This window comes from Neobacillus sp. OS1-32 (assembly GCF_030915425.1).
Taxonomy (GTDB): Bacteria; Bacillota; Bacilli; order Bacillales; family Cytobacillaceae; genus Neobacillus; species Neobacillus paridis.
Map to the genome: position 1 here is coordinate 1,697,658 of NZ_CP133263.1, position 16,783 is coordinate 1,714,440.

The following is a 16,783-nucleotide window of genomic DNA, read 5'->3' on the forward strand; positions in this document are numbered from 1 at the left end:
ACCCTTAAAAGCCTCACTGGACTTTATTTAAAAGGTTCATGATTATGCAGTTTGTTTATTATTTTCAGCTGTACGTTCTTCAAACAAATCATCATTGACCACCGGTCGGCCCGGAAGAATGAGGTTTAAAATGACTCCAAAAATCGCGGCCAACGCCATTCCTTGAATTTGAATATCTTTAAACGGCAGCTTTAAGATAGCTCCGCCCACACCGATAATAAGGATGACTGAGGCAATCACCAGGTTTCGTTTGTCTTCAAAATCAATTTTATTATCGACCAGCATTCTTAAACCTGAGGACGCAATGATTCCAAACAGAAGGATTGATACACCGCCCATTACCGGTGTTGGAATACTATGAATGAGCGCAGTAATTTTTCCGATAAAGCCAAACAGAATCGCAAAAATCGCAGCGCCTGCCAGTACGTAAACACTATAAACACGGGTAATCACCAGAACGCCAATATTTTCACCATAGGTTGTTTTTGGTGGTCCGCCAATCAAAGCCGAGATAATTGAGCCTGTTCCGTCACCAAGAATCGAGCGATGCAGCCCCGGTTCTTTTATGTAGTTACGGCCGACAATATCACTTAGAATAAGCTGGTGACCAATATGTTCCGAAATTGTGACAATCGCTACTGGAACCATGAGCCAAAAGATGTCCCAGGTGAAATTTACTTTGTAGCTGACAAACGGAATAATAAACTGCGGCATTTCAAACCAGTGTGCTTTTAGAACCGGTGCAAAATCGACTACACCGACAATTAATGCGTACACATAGCCAACGACAATCCCCGCCAGGATCGGGATAATGCTCAGCATTTTTTTGGCAAAAATCGAAAAGATTATCGTTGCAGCCAAGGTTACCAAGGCAACCGAGAAGTGAAGCATGCTATAATGTTGCGCAGCATTTTGGGTAGCCATATTGACAGCTGTTCCCGATACCGACAAACCAATAACGATAATAATCGGTCCGACAACAATTGGCGGCAGTAAATTCATAATCCAACGGTATCCGGCTTTCTTGATAATCAAAGCTACGGTACCATAGACAAGGCCAACAAGGAAGGTCCCAATCATTGCTGCCCCCGGACCCATCGTATCATTCATTAATTTAATCGGGACAATATAGGCAAAGGAAGAACCTAGATAGGCCGGAACTTGAAATTTAGTAATCAGCAGGAAGGCTAAAGTTCCAAGACCGCTGGATATAAGCGCGATTGCCGGATCTAGTCCGACCAAATAGGGAACAAGAATGGTTGCTCCAAACATGGCGAACAAATGCTGAATACTTAGTGTAAACCATTGACCTGCTTTTGGTTTATCTTTTACGTCTAAAATTGGCTTGTTACTCATTTTGATCTCCCCTGTTATGATAAGGTGTATTTATTTTCTTCACTTTTATAGTAAAAAACCCTCTTCGTCCAAAAAGGTCCAAAGAGGGTATGGAGCACCAATCGAATGTATTAGCGCTTCTCCCTTTGTCAGACTCACAGGACTGCATTTAAAAGGGTCATTATTTATTTATCATGGATACTTACTTGATCAACATTGTCGACTTCATTCAGTTCAACAACAATCTTCTCACTGCTGGATGTCGGAATATTTTTACCAACATAATCAGCCCTGATTGGAAGCTCACGATGACCACGATCTACCAAAACAGCCAGTTGGATTGCCGACGGCCTGCCGATATCGATCAGCGCATCCATCCCTGCCCTGACCGTTCTTCCCGTGTACAAAACATCATCTACGAGAATCACTTTTTTATTACTGATTTCAAACGGGATATCGGACCCTTTGACAAGCGGTTCATGATTATCCGTTTTGATAGTTAAATCATCGCGGTAAAGGGTTATATCCAGTTCTCCGACAGGAATTGGATTTCCTTCAATTTCTTCAATTTTGGCAGCAAGCCGCTTGGCCAAATAAATTCCTCTTGTTCTTACTCCGACCAATACACAATCGGTGATTCCCTTATTTTTCTCAATAATCTGATGGGCGATCCGGGTCATGGCCCTACCTATTGCCTGTTCATCAAGCACAATTGCTTTTTCGCTCAAACTGTATCACCTTCTTCTTTTAACATCACAAAAATACCTCCCACCGTTACAGGTGAGAGGTAAACATGCAGAGGTTGCAATAACAGAACAGATGTCCGATAACCGTTTCCTTCTCAGCCTCACGGGACTGATTTTAAAGGCTTATTAAACTATAGAAATCTTACTTTAAATTAGACAGAATGTCAATTATTTTTTTCTAAGCAAACGAAGAAGATGTTCCATATCTTCTGGAAGCGGTGCTTCAAATTCAAGATATTCTTTTGTTCTCGGATGAATAAAACCAAGTACATCGGCATGAAGTGCCTGTCCATTAATAGCTAACGTTTTCTTTGGACCATATTTGGGATCTCCGGCAAGCGGGTAACCAATATATTTCATGTGAACTCGAATTTGGTGCGTTCTTCCTGTTTCCAGCACGCACTCAACAAAAGTATATTGGCTAAACCGCTCGAGTACCTGAAAGTGGGTAACCGCATGTTTTCCTTGGTCGACTACGGCCATGCTTTGCCTGTCCTTGCTATCTCTTCCCAAAGGGGCATCAATCGTGCCATAATCATGAGGAATGATCCCATGCACAATCGCTTTATATTTTCGGGTAACCGTTTTTTCGACTAACTGGTTAACAAGGCTTTCATGGGCCATATCGTTCTTTGCAACCATTAATAATCCCGATGTATCCTTGTCGATGCGATGAACGATACCCGGTCTTAAGACTCCATTGATCCCGGACAAATCGTTACAATGAGCCATTAGACCGTTGACCAAAGTTCCTGTCATATGTCCCGGAGCAGGATGGACGACCATCCCTCTTGGTTTGTTGACCACCAGGACATCCTTATCTTCAAAATAAATGTCCAAATCCATTTGTTCGGGGATAACATCAAGTTCCTCCGGATCAGGAATAGAAATTTCAATTTGATCATCCAAACTGCATTTATAGTTTGTCTTCACGGGTCTTTCGTTCACGAGCACATGTCCATCTTTAATCCATTGCTGTACCTGTGTTCTTGACCAATCAGCATCTAAACCCGCGATGACCTTATCAATTCGCTCCCCATGCTGTTCGTCAAGGACGATGTGTTCCATTTTCTCCATATGTTTTCTCCTTTGAGTCTCTTTCGTCAAGCAGCATTTGGATCATTAGTAAGCCAACACCAATGACTAATGCAGAATCAGCAATATTAAATACAGGAAAATTATAGCCAAAAATATAGGTATGAATGAAATCAACAACTTCCTTACGAATGATCCGGTCGATAAAGTTTCCGATCGCCCCGCCTAACATTAAAGCAAGCGCTGTTCCCAACAATCGTCTTCCCTTTGCAGCTTTATGCAGATAATACATAATAGCGATGATGACCACAACGGTTATCACATAAAACAGCCACATCTGCCCTTGTAGAATGCCCCATGCAGCCCCACGATTGCGATGAGAGGTAATGTATAAAAAGTTATGAATGATTGGAATACTTTCTCCTAAATACATATTGTGCTCGACTAGCCATTTCGTTAATTGATCTAAAAGGATCACAAAAATTGCAATTAAATAATAATACACGAAGAAATACCCCCACATCCCAAAAGCTAAAACACCTCTTATGAAGACGCTTGTGCTTTCCTAGTTTCTTCTGCATTTTAGCATATTTAACGGCAAATCGACAATGTAACGTTACAAGTCTAAGGTTGAGATCGTTTTTTTATAATAGCGATTAACTATTTCGGAGTCATTCACTGATTTAACAGTAGGAATAATTTGCAATAAATTTTCTGGGAGCCATTCGCCCGTCCTTTCGCATTTACCATATTGGCCTTGTTCAAATTTACAAATGGCAGCGTTAACATCTCTCAGTTCTGATTCTAAAAGATTTGTCAACCAGTCCCTATTCTGTCTGCTCATTAATGACTGTTCAAGTTCAATTTTCGTTTGACGGAGTTCCAAAAACAATTTTTCCTGTATCGCATTCATATGTGTTTTACCTCCGTTTCATCATTTGTTTTATTTTCTCCGGGAAACTACCGCTGAAACTGCAAAACAATTGACATCACGGACAACATTTAACGGACAAGGAAAAAATTTAATGAGGCTGCTTCCGATTGTTTTGGAGCAGCCTCTCTCAGTCTGTTTAAACGAGATGTGAATAATTTTCTTTTACGACTTTTGCACAACGCGGGCATAAGGTTGGCAGGTCATGATCATGACCAATTTCAGGGGTAACGACCCAGCAGCGTTCGCAAGTTTCCCCCTCAGCCTTTGTGACAACAATCGCTGCTGTTTCCAATTTTAGCGCATGCTCCGGCGCTGCCTCGTAGAAACCAGCAACTTCAAAACCTGATACAATGAATAATTGATTTAGACTTTCCTCAATCGACTCTAACAGATCCTTGGTTTTCTCATTGACGTATAACGTAACTTTAGCCGTTAATGATTTTCCAATCACCTTCTGATTACGCGCCTCTTCCAATGCTTTTAAGACATCATCACGGAGCTTCATAAAGGCGGTCCACTTTTCCTCCAAAGCCTGAGCACCAGGAAGCTCCTGATATTCCGGCATGTCAGTTAATTGAACACTTTCTTCATCAACTCCAGGAATATATTGCCACACCTCGTCGGCCGTATGAGACAGGATTGGTGAAACCAATTTTGTTAGTGCCAATAATGATTCATATAATACCGTCTGAATCGCCCGACGTGCATGGTTATCTTGTGCTTCGATATATAATACATCTTTGGCAAAGTCTAAATAGAAGGCACTTAAATCAAGGGTACAGAAATTATTTACCGCATGATAAATACCGGAATAATCGTAATTCTCATAAGCATTACGAACCAATTTAATCAACTTATTTAATTTAACCAGAATAAATTGGTCTACCTCGCGAAGTTTTTCGTAAGGAAGTTTATCCTTTGCCGGATCAAAATCAGCCAGGTTTCCTAATAAGAAACGGAAGGTATTGCGGATTTTGCGGTAAACCTCCGCTACCTGTTTTAGAATCGCGTCAGACACGCGGACATCAGCTTGGTAATCAACAGATGCCACCCACAGACGTAAAATATCTGCTCCTAGTTGATTCATAACCTTGGCAGGAACGACAACATTTCCTAATGATTTACTCATTTTTCGTCCTTCACCGTCCAAGGCAAAACCATGGCTTAATACCCCTTTATATGGTGCCTTTCCGGTAACCGCAACGGCAGTTGATAACGATGAATTAAACCAGCCGCGGTATTGGTCAGAGCCTTCCAGGTAAAGGTCGGCAGGACGGACTAAATCATCTCTTTCAAGCAAAACGGCTTGGTGTGATGAGCCAGAGTCAAACCAAACATCCATGATATCTGTTTCTTTCGTGAATTTTCCATTTGGGCTTCCCGGATGAGTGAAGCCTTCCGGCAGCAGATCCTTTGCTTCCCGTTCAAACCAGACATTCGACCCGTATTGACGGAAAAGATTAGAAATATGATCAATCGTTTCATCGGTAATAATTTCTTGCCCATTTTCAGCATAAAACACTGGAATAGGCACTCCCCAGACACGCTGTCTGGAAATACACCAGTCTCCGCGATCACGGACCATATTGAAAAGGCGTGTTTCTCCCCAAGCTGGAACCCATTTTGTCTCTTTCACAGCCTCAAGTAATTGTTCGCGGAAATCTTTAATCGAAGCAAACCATTGAGCCGTTGCCCGGAAAATAACCGGTTTTTTCGTCCGCCAGTCATGCGGATAGGAATGGGTGATAAAACTCAGTTTTAGTAATGCTCCTTTTTCCTCCAGCTTTTGACCAATCGCTTTATTGGCATCTTCGATAAACAACCCTTCAAAACCCGGCGCTTCCCTCGTCATACAGCCTTTATCATCAACAGGACAGAGGACATCCAGACCGTATTTTTGACCTATAATAAAGTCGTCCTCCCCGTGTCCCGGTGCTGTATGGACACAGCCGGTACCAGCGTCTGTTGTAACATGTTCGCCTAACATCACTAAGGAATCACGATCATATAATGGGTGGCTGGCCACAATGTACTCTAAATCAGTTCCTTTAAGCTTCTGGACGATTTGCGGTGCTTCCCAACCGATTTCCTTTGCCGCTGATTCAAGCAGGCTTTCAGCCACTAAATATTTATGACCATTAACGGCGGCGACTACATAAGTTAAATCTGGATGGACGGAAATCCCCAAGTTTGCCGGGATAGTCCATGGTGTGGTTGTCCAGATAACGATTTCCGTATCGTGATCAAGAACGCCTTTGCCATCTTTCACCTTAAAGGCAACGTAAATCGATGGTGACCGTTTATCTTTATATTCAATTTCTGCTTCAGCAAGAGCTGACTCACTGGATGGGGACCAATATACAGGCTTTAGACCTTTATAAATATAGCCCTTTTTCGCCATTTCCCCGAAAACCTTTATTTGCTGGGCTTCATATTCCGGTTTTAAGGTGATGTATGGGTTTTCCCAATCTCCTCTGACCCCCAGACGCTTAAACTGTGTCCGTTGGTTATTAATTTGTTCATAAGCATATTCCATACAAAGTTTACGGAAATCAGCAACAGACATTTCTTTTCTTTTCACGCCTTTATTCGTTAATGCCTGTTCGATTGGCAATCCGTGCGTATCCCAGCCTGGTACATATGGCGCATGGTAACCGGTCATTGATTTATGGCGGACAATAATATCCTTTAAAATTTTATTCAAGGCATGCCCCATATGGATATCCCCATTTGCATATGGTGGTCCATCATGAAGCACAAACATGGGCCGGCCTTTTGTCCGTTCCTGTACCTTTTGATAAATGTTCATTTCTTCCCATTTCGCCTGGATTTCCGGTTCACGTTTGGGGAGATTGCCGCGCATCGGAAACTCCGTTTTCGGCATTAACAACGTATCTTTGTAGTCCATCTTTCTTCCTCCAATACTTGCTATTAAAATAGAATGGTCACTTTTTCAGAAAAGTATAAGTAATTACAACGATAAAAAAAACCCTCTCATCCCTATAGAGGGACGAGAAGGTTATTTCCCGCGGTACCACCCTGATAGACAGAACAGCTATTGTTCCACCCGCTTTTCTTATTTGTAACGTAAATAACACGCCAGTGTCTACTAGCCTTTTTTAAAGATGTTCAACACGGAACTCAAGGGTGATTTTCCAATATTCTGCTCTACCAGGCTTCCACCATCCCTGGTTCGCTAATAAAAGCATCCTGAAAATTGTACTGTCCCTATCATCGTCAGCCATTCTATTCGTAATAATCTGTTAAGAAATTATATGCTACAATTACATCATTCGTCAAGCCAGTGAATCTTCTTCTTCCTGAAGATTCAACTCTGATGCATCTACTTCATATTCCAATAAATGATCCCAATCATCGGTATTCAGCATGTCTAGCTGTGCTTCAATCAGCATTTTAAAACGGGTTCGAAATACTTTTGATTGTTTCTTCAAATCTTCAATTTCAAGCGCAATTTTTCTCGCCTTTGAAAGCGATTCATTGATAATGCGGTCGGCATTTTTTTCGGCTTCCTTCACAATAAGTTTTGCTTCCTTTTGAGCATTCCGCCTTACTTCTTCACCGGCCTCTTGGGCAATTACGATCGATTTATTTAGGGTTTCTTCAATATTTAAAAAATGGCTCAAGCGCTCATTCATGTCGGCTAAGCGTTCTTCCAGTTCCTTCTTTTCCCTGAGAACCATTTCATAATCTTTAATCACCTGGTCCAAAAATTCATTTACTTCGTCCTCGTCGTATCCTCTGAATCCTTTATTAAATTCTTTATTATGAATATCTAACGGCGTTAACGGCATGCTGCCACCTCCAACAAATCTCTGTATGTATTAGGAATTATTCGACAAGGTTTTTAAAAATCCTTCAACAAATAAATTATTTTTGCTTTCCTATAAGCATTCGCCATTTTTCTTTTTTTGTTTTTCCATCAATACGAAGAATTTTCGACCTTCCATAACCGCGAACGGAAATCAAGTCGCCTTCCCCACATGAAAATGAAGGATTTTCAATCATTGTCCAATTTACTTTGGCCACCCCATGTTGAATGAAAAGCTGCGATTTTTGTCTTGATAGATGAAAAACACTAGAAATAACAGTATCCAGGCGCAGGGAAGATACTGTTATTTCGCTTTCATCCCATATTTCCTTTAAATCGAGTGCTTGATCTAACGGTTTTTCAACAAGTTTTACACCTGCACGGCCAATGGTTTCAACATGGTTTATAATAAAACTGGCTGCTTCCGTTGCAGCTAAAAATTGAACCCGTTCATCTGCAATCAGAATATCACCAAACTTTCCGCGTTTCAGACCTAGGGACATTAGCGTTCCTAAAACCTGACGGTGTTCAATTGTCACAAATTTTTTTGGATATTCAATTTCAAATAGGCTGATTTGAAAATCTTCTTCATTGGGTGTGAGATAATCTGGATACAGTAATGCCCGTTTTCTTTCCCCATTATCGATACCGCCAAAGAAGGAATACTTCACATCACCTGATTCACCAATAATTGATTTTAAAATATGCTGCTCCCGCGGATCGAGAAAATCGGTCAGTTTGGACGCATATTGCTGCTCGACATTCTCCTTCCAATCGGTTACCTGATCAATAAATTCCCTTTCTTCTGGACGAAAATGTTGATAAATGCTCATAAGTGTATACACAACCCGGACGAAAATTAGTTATCCAATCATTTGATAGACGCTGACTAAGCCTCTTTGGGCAAAGTTTAACACAAGAAACGCCACAATTGGAGATATATCAATCATCCCAATTGGCGGAATTATTTTTCTAAACGGTTCCAGATACGGCTCACAAATCCTCGCTAAAAACCTGCCGACAGATGTATCGCGCGCATTAGGAAACCATGACATTAAGATATAAATAATTAATGCCCATGAATAGATCTGAATTAGCTGCTGCAATAGACTTATCACAAAATACATTCCCATTACCACCTCATTTTATGAATATCTTGTTCTGGAAAAAGATCAGTGATATTTCCCGACACCTCAACATTATCCGGAGTGCATAAGAAAATATTTGTCCCAATCTTCTGCATATCTCCTCCAAGGGTATAAACAACACCACTTAGAAAATCAATAATTTGCCGTCCTTGTTCGCGGTCAATCCGCTGTAAATTAACGACTACAGCGCGGTGATTCTTTAAATGGTCGGCAATTTCTGTTGCTTCAGCATATGTTCCAGGCTCCGCCAGAATAACTTTAGAAGCCTTTTGCCCATTTGATTGCTTTGGGATACTTTGAAGACTAACTACATTTTGCGTTTTTCCACCAGGCTTTGAGTTTTTTTTTGGTTCTGTTCGTTCTTCAAAACTTTCGCTGTCCTCATATTCATCATCTAAAAAGAAAAATGTTTTTAATTTAGATTTTATCGTCATCTTTTTCTCCCCTAATCATCTTCACCAACAAGTGCCGTGCCGATCCTGACCATCGTGGCTCCTTCTTCAATGGCGATTGAATAATCATTAGACATTCCCATGGAAAGTTCTGTACAGGGGGCAAAATCCAAATGTAATGCTTGAACCTGTTTGCGAAGCTCGCTTAACTTACGAAAACAATCCCGTATGATCTGTTCATCATTCGTCAATGGTGCCATCGTCATTAAGCCTTCAACACGAATATTCTCAAATGGACGAAGTGATTCAATAAAGGAAATCACCTCTTCAAGAGGCAGACCGTGTTTTGATTCCTCCCCGGAGACATTGACTTGGACAAGGCATTTTATCTCTCGTTGTGCCCGTTTATTAATCTCCTTTGCCAATGACAGGCGATCCAACGAATGAATATATTCGACTTTATCGATAATGTTTTTTACCTTTCGCGATTGTAACGTACCAATATAGTGCCAAACAGGCTTGTCCCCTAGAACCTCCCACTTACTTATGAGACCTTCATCACGATTTTCACCGAAATCAGTAAGCCCGGCATCTAATGCCTCTTTTGCTCTTTCAACCGTTACATATTTTGTAACGGCAATGATCCGAATCTCTTCAGGTTTACGATTTACTCTTTGACAGGCCTGATCAATTTGCTGCTTAATACGTTCAAGTTTTTCTGTTACTTTCATGAATGAAATCAGATCTCCTTCCAACCAATGAAACTTAACATTCTGCCTGTTTTCCCTTGATCACGGCGATGCGAAAAAAACAACTCCGAATCACAGCTGGTACATAGATTGGTCACCATAATTTGCTGGGCAGGAATCCCAGCCTTCAGCAGGATTTGCCGATTTAATGCACGCAAATCTAAAGAATATTGTCCATCATTAATTAAATTATATGGTTTTCCATCGACATCTTCTAGTATATTTTCTACTAAATTAACGACACGATTATCGACAATGTAACATTTTTCGCAAATGGAGGGACCAATTGTCACATGAATATCGCCGGGCTTAATGCCATCTTTATTCCATGCTTCAACCATTTGTCTGGCTATTTGGGCAACGGTGCCTTTCCAGCCGGCATGAAGAACCCCAATCATCCCAAAGTCAGGGGCAATAAAGTAAATCGGAACACAGTCAGCATAGCACAGCGTCAACAAGATTCCCGTTTCATTTGTATAAAAACCATCCGTTCCTTTAATCGAGTGGTCATAGGAGTCCGCGCCTTTTCCACAATCCGCTTTTGTAACTTTTTTGACCACAATATCATGGATTTGTTCGGCCCCGACCCAACGGTTTAACGGGAAGTCCAGTTCTTTTGCAACGATTAAGCGATTAGCACAAACATCAGTTACTTGATCGCCAACATGAAAACCCAGGTTTAGCGAAGCGAACTCTCCATGACTGACACCGCCGGTTTTGGTTGTAAAACCGGCAACGAGTCCGGGAAACTGCTGCATCCAAGGTTCAATTGTTAAATAGGATTGATTATCTCTAACAAAAGGTTCCATTTAAAGTACCCTCTTATGTTTTTCTATAGTTTACCATGAAAAGAAGATTCGTGCACACTATCCCTCATCGGTTGATTTTTCTTCAGCACCTTTAAATCTGACTAAAATGACATCCTGGCCAATTTTAATGATATTGTTCCAAGGAATCACGACTTCATCCTCTTTTCCGAAAAAGCCGAGCATCCTGCCATTCCCGGAAATGACAACTGCTTCAATTTTTCCTGTTGAAAGATTAATCTCAATATCGCCTATATTGCCAAGCCTCTTTCCATCCGATACATTGACAACATCCTTTATTTGAAATTCTGAAATTTTAACCATCTACATCACTCCCCAATCCGATACTTTCAATAAAATATATGATTGGCTTCAGGAATATAGCATAGAAAAAAAGCTGCCCAAATGGCAGCTTTAGCTTTGAATGTTTTTATTCATTTGTCTGATGGCTGCTTTTTCCAAGCGGGAAACTTGTGCTTGCGAAATCCCGATTTCATCAGCCACTTCCATTTGTGTTTTCCCTTGAAAGAATCGTTTTCGCAATATTAATTTTTCACGTTCATTTAATCTTCGCATGCCTTCTTTTAAAGCAATCTCTTCAATCCAATGAATGTCTTTGTTGCGCTCATCACTTAATTGATCCATTACATAAATAGGGTCGCCGCCATCATTATAAATTGGCTCGAAAAGAGAAACCGGATCTTGAATCGCATCTAAGGCAAAGACGATTTCTTCATGCGGCACTTCTAAAACTTTAGCAATCTCCTCTGCGGTTGGTTCTCTTGATGTTTCACTCATTAATCGTTCCCTTACTTGGAGGGCCTTATAGGCGATATCCCGTAAACTGCGAGAAACGCGAATGGGGTTATTATCTCGTAAGTAGCGCCGTATTTCCCCAATTATCATCGGCACAGCATAAGTAGAAAACTTTACATTTTGGCCTAAATCGAAATTATCAATCGATTTCATCAGCCCAATACAGCCAACCTGAAATAGATCATCAACAAATTCTCCTCGGTTATTAAACCTTTGAATTACGCTTAAGACAAGGCGCAGATTACCGTTGACAAGCTTTTCACGGGCAGATAAATCACCCTCTTGCATTTGCTTGAAGAGTATTCTCATTTCTTCGTTTTTTAACACTGGAAGTTTTGATGTGTCTACACCGCAAATTTCAACTTTATTTCGAGTCAATTCTGTTCCCTCCTCACAGGAGCTGCTGTACAAAAACAGTATCTCCGCAGGGAAAAAAAATATGCACCTGTCCAACCAGGTGAACAGGTGCATGATCGACCAAAATTAGTGTTAAATCATGAAATCATAAGGTATTTTTTGTGGGAAAAATTTTCTTTTCTTTGTCTAGCCTCACACCATTTTATTAAATTCCTTGCGCAGCCTTTTTATAATTCTTTTTTCAAGCCGGGAAATATACGATTGGGAAATCCCGAGCATATCGGCTACATCTTTCTGCGTTTTTTCTTCACCATTTGTCAGCCCGAAGCGAAGCTCCATAATTTGCTTTTCCCTATCGGTAAGTTGATGCAAAGCCTTCGATAGCAGCTTACGGTCTACATTTGCTTCAAGGTCCTTAGTAATAATGTCATCATCCGTGCCCAAGACATCGGATAATAATAACTCATTTCCATCCCAATCAATGTTTAATGGTTCATCAAAGGAAACTTCCGAGCGTATTTTGTTGTTCCTTCGCAAATACATCAGAATCTCATTTTCAATGCATCGCGAAGCATATGTAGCCAGTTTGATTTTCTTCTCGGGATTAAACGTATTCACTGCCTTTATCAAACCAATGGTTCCAATGCTGATTAGATCCTCTATATTAATGCCAGTATTTTCAAATTTGCGGGCAATATAGACCACCAGTCGCAGATTGCGTTCAATCAGAATCGATCTGGCTGCTTTATCACCATCAGGAAGTTTTTTTAACAACAATTCCTCTTCATCTTTACTTAAAGGAGGAGGCAATGCTTCACTTCCACCGATGTAAAAGACTTCATTCTGTTTTCAGACCCAATTTCATTAAAATTTTATACCAATAGTAGGATAGGCGAAATTTCCACTTTATCATTTCTACTCCCCCTTCTAAAATTTGTTTTTCCGAGTATAGTATATTAACCCACTTTCTCACTTTCCCTACGCTGCTTGAGTCCCGTCAGCATTTTGGGATGAACGATACATTGGAACGTGTCATCGCCAGAAAGCTGCTGCAGCGTAAATGTTACCAGCCCTTTGGCAGATACCATCTCACCATTATGTTCAATCAAGATGTTATCAGGTCTAATTGCCGCAACCAGCTGATGCTCTTGTCCAACCACACTGTAAGGCACAATTCGCAAACGGTCCTGCCATTCATCAGGTAATGGATCACTGCCCATCAAGATAGAGTCTGGTTCAACTGCCAATTTTCGGATCGGTCCCGGTAATGTTTCCAATTGATGTTTAATCGAGACAAACATCACGGGTAGTCTTGACAATGGGTCATAGAGCTGATTCCCACTATCAACAAGCCCATTAAAAGTAAACGTTTCATTTTCAATCTTTAGATGGACAACAACGATTTGTTCATAGTGAATTTTCGTCATTTCCATGCTTTCAATATTTTTTCTTGAAAAATGCCAGGCTACCGGAAAGCCAATAAGCACAAACAGCCAGCTAATTGGATCGCCGAATCCCTTCACACTGGAGAGCAGTACCTGCTCCGTAAGTTCGGCATCATATTGCAGAAAATAATGCACGCCGATTAATGATCCGCCAATTAAAAACGTTGAAACATACAATGTCATTAACGCTTTGATAAAGAAAGAAAAACGTTTATAACCAAAAGTGAGGAGCACCATGATCAACGAACATAACAATTTAGCAATCGGATGACTTGAATAGACATTTAATGGGGTAAATGATAATAAAATGATTAATGACCCTGTAAAACCCCCCAGTGCAGCTCTCCATAATCTGATTTTTCTCTTCAAAAAAATAGCAGTTAAAAAAAGAAGAAGACTATCAAAGAAAAAATTTAGCAGCCAGATAATATCTAAATAAACGACCAAGCAGCTTCCTCCCTAAACTCACTCTATAACCGACTATTATCTGTTACGCAAAAGTATAACCTACTTCCAGGCTGGAAGTGTGTCACTTTCTGTAAACAAAAAAACAGAAATTTTCACTATTCAAAACGTATTTTGTCAAACGAAAAGCGGAAGTACTGTTAAACGGACTCCAGAAATATGTCCCGGACACGTCAAAAAGGCATGATCCATTTTTGGACCATGCCTTTTAATTTCTATTCTTATCCTTATCTTCTACGATTTCGATTGCGTAAGAAGGTTGGAATATCCAATGTATCTTCCTGAAAAGTGCTATTATTAGCATTATTGCGGACTGGCTCTTGCGGTGCTTCTTCCCGCTTCTGTTCACGCTTAACATTACCGGCTGCTGCCTTATTCGTTTGTACAAAAGTTGGCCGTGTTGCTTTAGGCTGGATGACTTCTTCATTAAATCCGGTCGCAATCACTGTTACGATGATTTCATCCTTTAGGTCTTCATTGATGACCGAACCAAAAATCATATTTACTTCTTGGTCTGAGGCGGAAGCAACAATATCAGCAGCTTCCTGAACTTCGTACAGGCTTAAATTAGCGCCTCCTGAAATATTCATCAATACTCCTTGCGCTCCATCAATGGAGGTTTCAAGTAATGGTGAACTAATCGCTTTCTTAGCTGCCTCGGTTGCCCGGTTTTCGCCTGATGCCATCCCAATACCCATCAAGGCCGAGCCTTTATTTGACATAATTGTTTTAACATCAGCAAAGTCTAGGTTGATTAAACCAGGAACCGCGATTAGATCCGAAATACCTTGTACCCCTTGGCGCAGAACGTTATCAGCTTCACGGAAGGCTTCAAGCATCGGCGTGCTCTTATCAACAATCTCCAAAAGGCGGTCATTAGGAATAACGATTAAAGTATCAACCGCTTGTTTCATTGCACCAATACCACCAGAAGCTTGGTTCGCCCTTTTCTTGCCTTCAAATGTGAATGGACGAGTCACAACGCCAACTGTTAAGGCACCAAGTTCACGCGCAATTTGCGCAATAACCGGGGCCGCACCTGTCCCCGTGCCGCCGCCCATACCTGCGGTTACAAAAACCATATCGGCTCCACGTAAAGCCTCTTCAATTTGTTCCTTGCTTTCCTCGGCAGCTTTCTTACCAACCTCAGGATTGGCCCCGGCACCAAGACCACGTGTGATTTTCGCCCCAATTTGCATCCTGACTTCCGCTTTCGACAAATTTAATGCCTGGGCATCGGTATTCACGGCAATAAATTCAACACCCTGAACACCATGTTCAATCATTCGATTTACCGCATTATTGCCGCCGCCGCCCACTCCAATTACTTTTATTGTTGCAAGAGAATCTAAATTCGTATCAAATTCCAACATGAAAAATCCTCCTAATTCGTCGATATTCCTTTTCCGCCCATCTTATTCGAAAAAGTAACCAAGGAATTTTTTTACTTTTGATGACATTTTTTCTTCTGGATGTTTTTCTGCTTTTACTTTAGGTTGTTGTTTTGGCAATTTTTTTTCGGTTGATTCAGAAACGCTAGCTTGGGAACTGACTGTTCCTCCTGGCAATCTAGCATTCTTGTAGGCATATTTAATCAAACCAACCGCGGTTGTATACTGAGGTTCTCTTACACCAATATAATCCGGTCTGGCAATGCGGACAGGATTTTTAAACATATCCTGAGCAAGCTCCAATACCCCTTGCATGTTGGCTGTTCCGCCTGTTAAAACGAAGCCGCCCGGTAAATCATTTACCCCTAAACGTTTTAACTCTTTGGCAACCAACTCAAAAATCTCTTCCATTCTTGCTTCTATTATTTCTGAAACATAAAGCTGATTGAATTGTTGATGCTGATCGCTTCCAATAATCGGGACACTAAAAAACTCATCCTCCGAAGCATAATCATAGAAGGCATGTCCATATTTTACCTTTATATTTTCTGCATCCTCGGTAGAAGTATGTAAAACCTTTGAAAGATCATTCGTAATCAAGTCTCCCCCTACTGGGATCACACTTGTCGCTTTTAAAAATCCTTCTTCAAAAACGGCAATCGTTGTTGACCCACCACCGATATCGATCAGGGCGACACCAAGATTTTTTTCATCCCTCGACAACGCATAATCTCCGGCAGCAAGCGGCTGAAGAATAATGTCCGAAAAATTTAATCCAGCGCGTTCAACACAGCGAATGATGTTGGCAAGAATAGAATGGGAGCCGGTAACGAGTGTGCCATCCATTTCCAAACGAACACCAATCATTCCGCGTGGATCATGAATTTCATCTTTTCCATCCAGAATGAACTGTCTTTGGATAACCCCCATATTGACTCTTTCTGGTGGTATGGAACCCGCATAAGCGGCTTCGATTACACGCGTAACATCTTCATTGGTGATTTCCCGGTTTTGCCCGGAAACAGCCACAATTCCATGACAAGGTTGCAAGCTTATACTATGACCGGGAATTCCGACGACCACTTCGTTAATCTCTAAGCCTACCATTCTTTCCGCCTGCTCAATCGCCCGCTTAATCGAATGAACGGTATCGTCCATATCGACAATCGAACCTTTACGCAAGCCCTCTGATTCAACATTTCCAACACCAATAATATTTAAAGAGCCTTTTCCCGAGTCATTGACCATTTCACCAATGATTACTTTTACACTGGATGTACCGATGTCAAGACTAACGTATATTTCATTGCTGTTCATTCTTTGGCACCTCCTTAA

Annotated in this window: 17 protein-coding genes, 1 pseudogene and 1 other annotated feature; all 18 genes and pseudogenes read right to left on the minus strand. The window is 41.0% G+C overall.

Translation table 11 applies throughout. The features are described 5' to 3' along the window. Window positions 1-42: 42 nt before the first annotated feature. The 18 genes and pseudogenes from RCG24_RS08555 to ftsA all read right to left on the minus strand — a co-directional run bounded on the left by RCG24_RS08555 (window position 43) and on the right by ftsA (window position 16,765). Window positions 43-1,356, minus strand: a complete 1,314-nt coding sequence (locus tag RCG24_RS08555) for a solute carrier family 23 protein (protein ID WP_202653866.1) — start codon at window positions 1,354-1,356, stop codon at window positions 43-45. 164 nt (window positions 1,357-1,520) lie between these two features. Beyond that, window positions 1,521-2,063, minus strand: a complete 543-nt coding sequence (gene pyrR, locus RCG24_RS08560) for a bifunctional pyr operon transcriptional regulator/uracil phosphoribosyltransferase PyrR (protein ID WP_202653865.1) — start codon at window positions 2,061-2,063, stop codon at window positions 1,521-1,523. A gap of 186 nt (window positions 2,064-2,249) precedes the next feature. Next, window positions 2,250-3,158: an RluA family pseudouridine synthase gene (locus RCG24_RS08565; RefSeq protein WP_202653864.1), complete on the minus strand. Its 909-nt coding sequence runs from the start codon at window positions 3,156-3,158 to the stop codon at window positions 2,250-2,252. Beyond that, on the minus strand, window positions 3,130-3,621 hold the full coding sequence (lspA, locus tag RCG24_RS08570; RefSeq protein ID WP_202653863.1) for a signal peptidase II: 492 nt from the start codon (window positions 3,619-3,621) through the stop codon (window positions 3,130-3,132). Before lspA ends, RCG24_RS08565 begins: the two co-directional genes overlap by 29 nt. A 111-nt stretch (window positions 3,622-3,732) precedes the next feature. After that, window positions 3,733-4,029: a hypothetical protein gene (locus tag RCG24_RS08575; protein ID WP_202653862.1), complete on the minus strand. Its 297-nt coding sequence runs from the start codon at window positions 4,027-4,029 to the stop codon at window positions 3,733-3,735. A gap of 157 nt (window positions 4,030-4,186) precedes the next feature. Then, the gene (ileS, locus tag RCG24_RS08580; protein ID WP_308078870.1) at window positions 4,187-6,958 is read right to left on the minus strand and encodes an isoleucine--tRNA ligase; all 2,772 of its coding nucleotides are present in this window, start codon (window positions 6,956-6,958) and stop codon (window positions 4,187-4,189) included. A 95-nt stretch (window positions 6,959-7,053) separates the two neighbouring features. Beyond that, window positions 7,054-7,294, minus strand: a binding site (T-box leader). A 52-nt stretch (window positions 7,295-7,346) separates the two neighbouring features. Then, on the minus strand, window positions 7,347-7,862 hold the full coding sequence (locus tag RCG24_RS08585) for a DivIVA domain-containing protein (protein ID WP_202653860.1): 516 nt from the start codon (window positions 7,860-7,862) through the stop codon (window positions 7,347-7,349). Window positions 7,863-7,938: 76 nt separating this feature from the next. Next, a complete protein-coding gene (locus RCG24_RS08590; RefSeq protein WP_202653859.1) occupies window positions 7,939-8,712 on the minus strand; it encodes a YlmH family RNA-binding protein in 774 nt (257 codons plus the stop codon). 30 nt (window positions 8,713-8,742) lie between these two features. Beyond that, window positions 8,743-9,006 carry a YggT family protein gene (locus RCG24_RS08595; protein ID WP_202653858.1) on the minus strand — a complete coding sequence of 88 codons (264 nt, stop codon included), beginning with the start codon at window positions 9,004-9,006 and terminating at the stop codon, window positions 8,743-8,745. A gap of 5 nt (window positions 9,007-9,011) precedes the next feature. After that, the gene (locus RCG24_RS08600) at window positions 9,012-9,461 is read right to left on the minus strand and encodes a cell division protein SepF (RefSeq protein WP_308078871.1); all 450 of its coding nucleotides are present in this window, start codon (window positions 9,459-9,461) and stop codon (window positions 9,012-9,014) included. A gap of 11 nt (window positions 9,462-9,472) precedes the next feature. After that, window positions 9,473-10,150, minus strand: a complete 678-nt coding sequence (locus tag RCG24_RS08605) for a YggS family pyridoxal phosphate-dependent enzyme (protein ID WP_308078872.1) — start codon at window positions 10,148-10,150, stop codon at window positions 9,473-9,475. Window positions 10,151-10,158: 8 nt separating this feature from the next. Continuing rightward, window positions 10,159-10,977, minus strand: a complete 819-nt coding sequence (gene pgeF, locus RCG24_RS08610) for a peptidoglycan editing factor PgeF (protein WP_308078873.1) — start codon at window positions 10,975-10,977, stop codon at window positions 10,159-10,161. Between the two features lie 57 nt (window positions 10,978-11,034). Then, window positions 11,035-11,298, minus strand: a complete 264-nt coding sequence (locus RCG24_RS08615; RefSeq protein ID WP_202653854.1) for a YlmC/YmxH family sporulation protein — start codon at window positions 11,296-11,298, stop codon at window positions 11,035-11,037. Between the two features lie 90 nt (window positions 11,299-11,388). Further along, complete coding sequence (gene sigG / locus RCG24_RS08620) at window positions 11,389-12,201, minus strand: RNA polymerase sporulation sigma factor SigG (protein WP_374049138.1); 813 nt, start codon at window positions 12,199-12,201, stop codon at window positions 11,389-11,391. Window positions 12,202-12,339: 138 nt separating this feature from the next. Beyond that, window positions 12,340-13,060 (minus strand): annotated as a pseudogene (gene sigE, locus RCG24_RS08625) (RNA polymerase sporulation sigma factor SigE). Window positions 13,061-13,103: 43 nt separating this feature from the next. Next, complete coding sequence (gene spoIIGA / locus RCG24_RS08630; protein WP_308078874.1) at window positions 13,104-14,039, minus strand: sigma-E processing peptidase SpoIIGA; 936 nt, start codon at window positions 14,037-14,039, stop codon at window positions 13,104-13,106. Window positions 14,040-14,284: 245 nt separating this feature from the next. Continuing rightward, the gene (gene ftsZ / locus RCG24_RS08635) at window positions 14,285-15,430 is read right to left on the minus strand and encodes a cell division protein FtsZ (protein ID WP_202653850.1); all 1,146 of its coding nucleotides are present in this window, start codon (window positions 15,428-15,430) and stop codon (window positions 14,285-14,287) included. A 42-nt stretch (window positions 15,431-15,472) separates the two neighbouring features. Beyond that, complete coding sequence (ftsA, locus tag RCG24_RS08640) at window positions 15,473-16,765, minus strand: cell division protein FtsA (protein WP_202653849.1); 1,293 nt, start codon at window positions 16,763-16,765, stop codon at window positions 15,473-15,475. Window positions 16,766-16,783 lie beyond the last annotated feature (18 nt).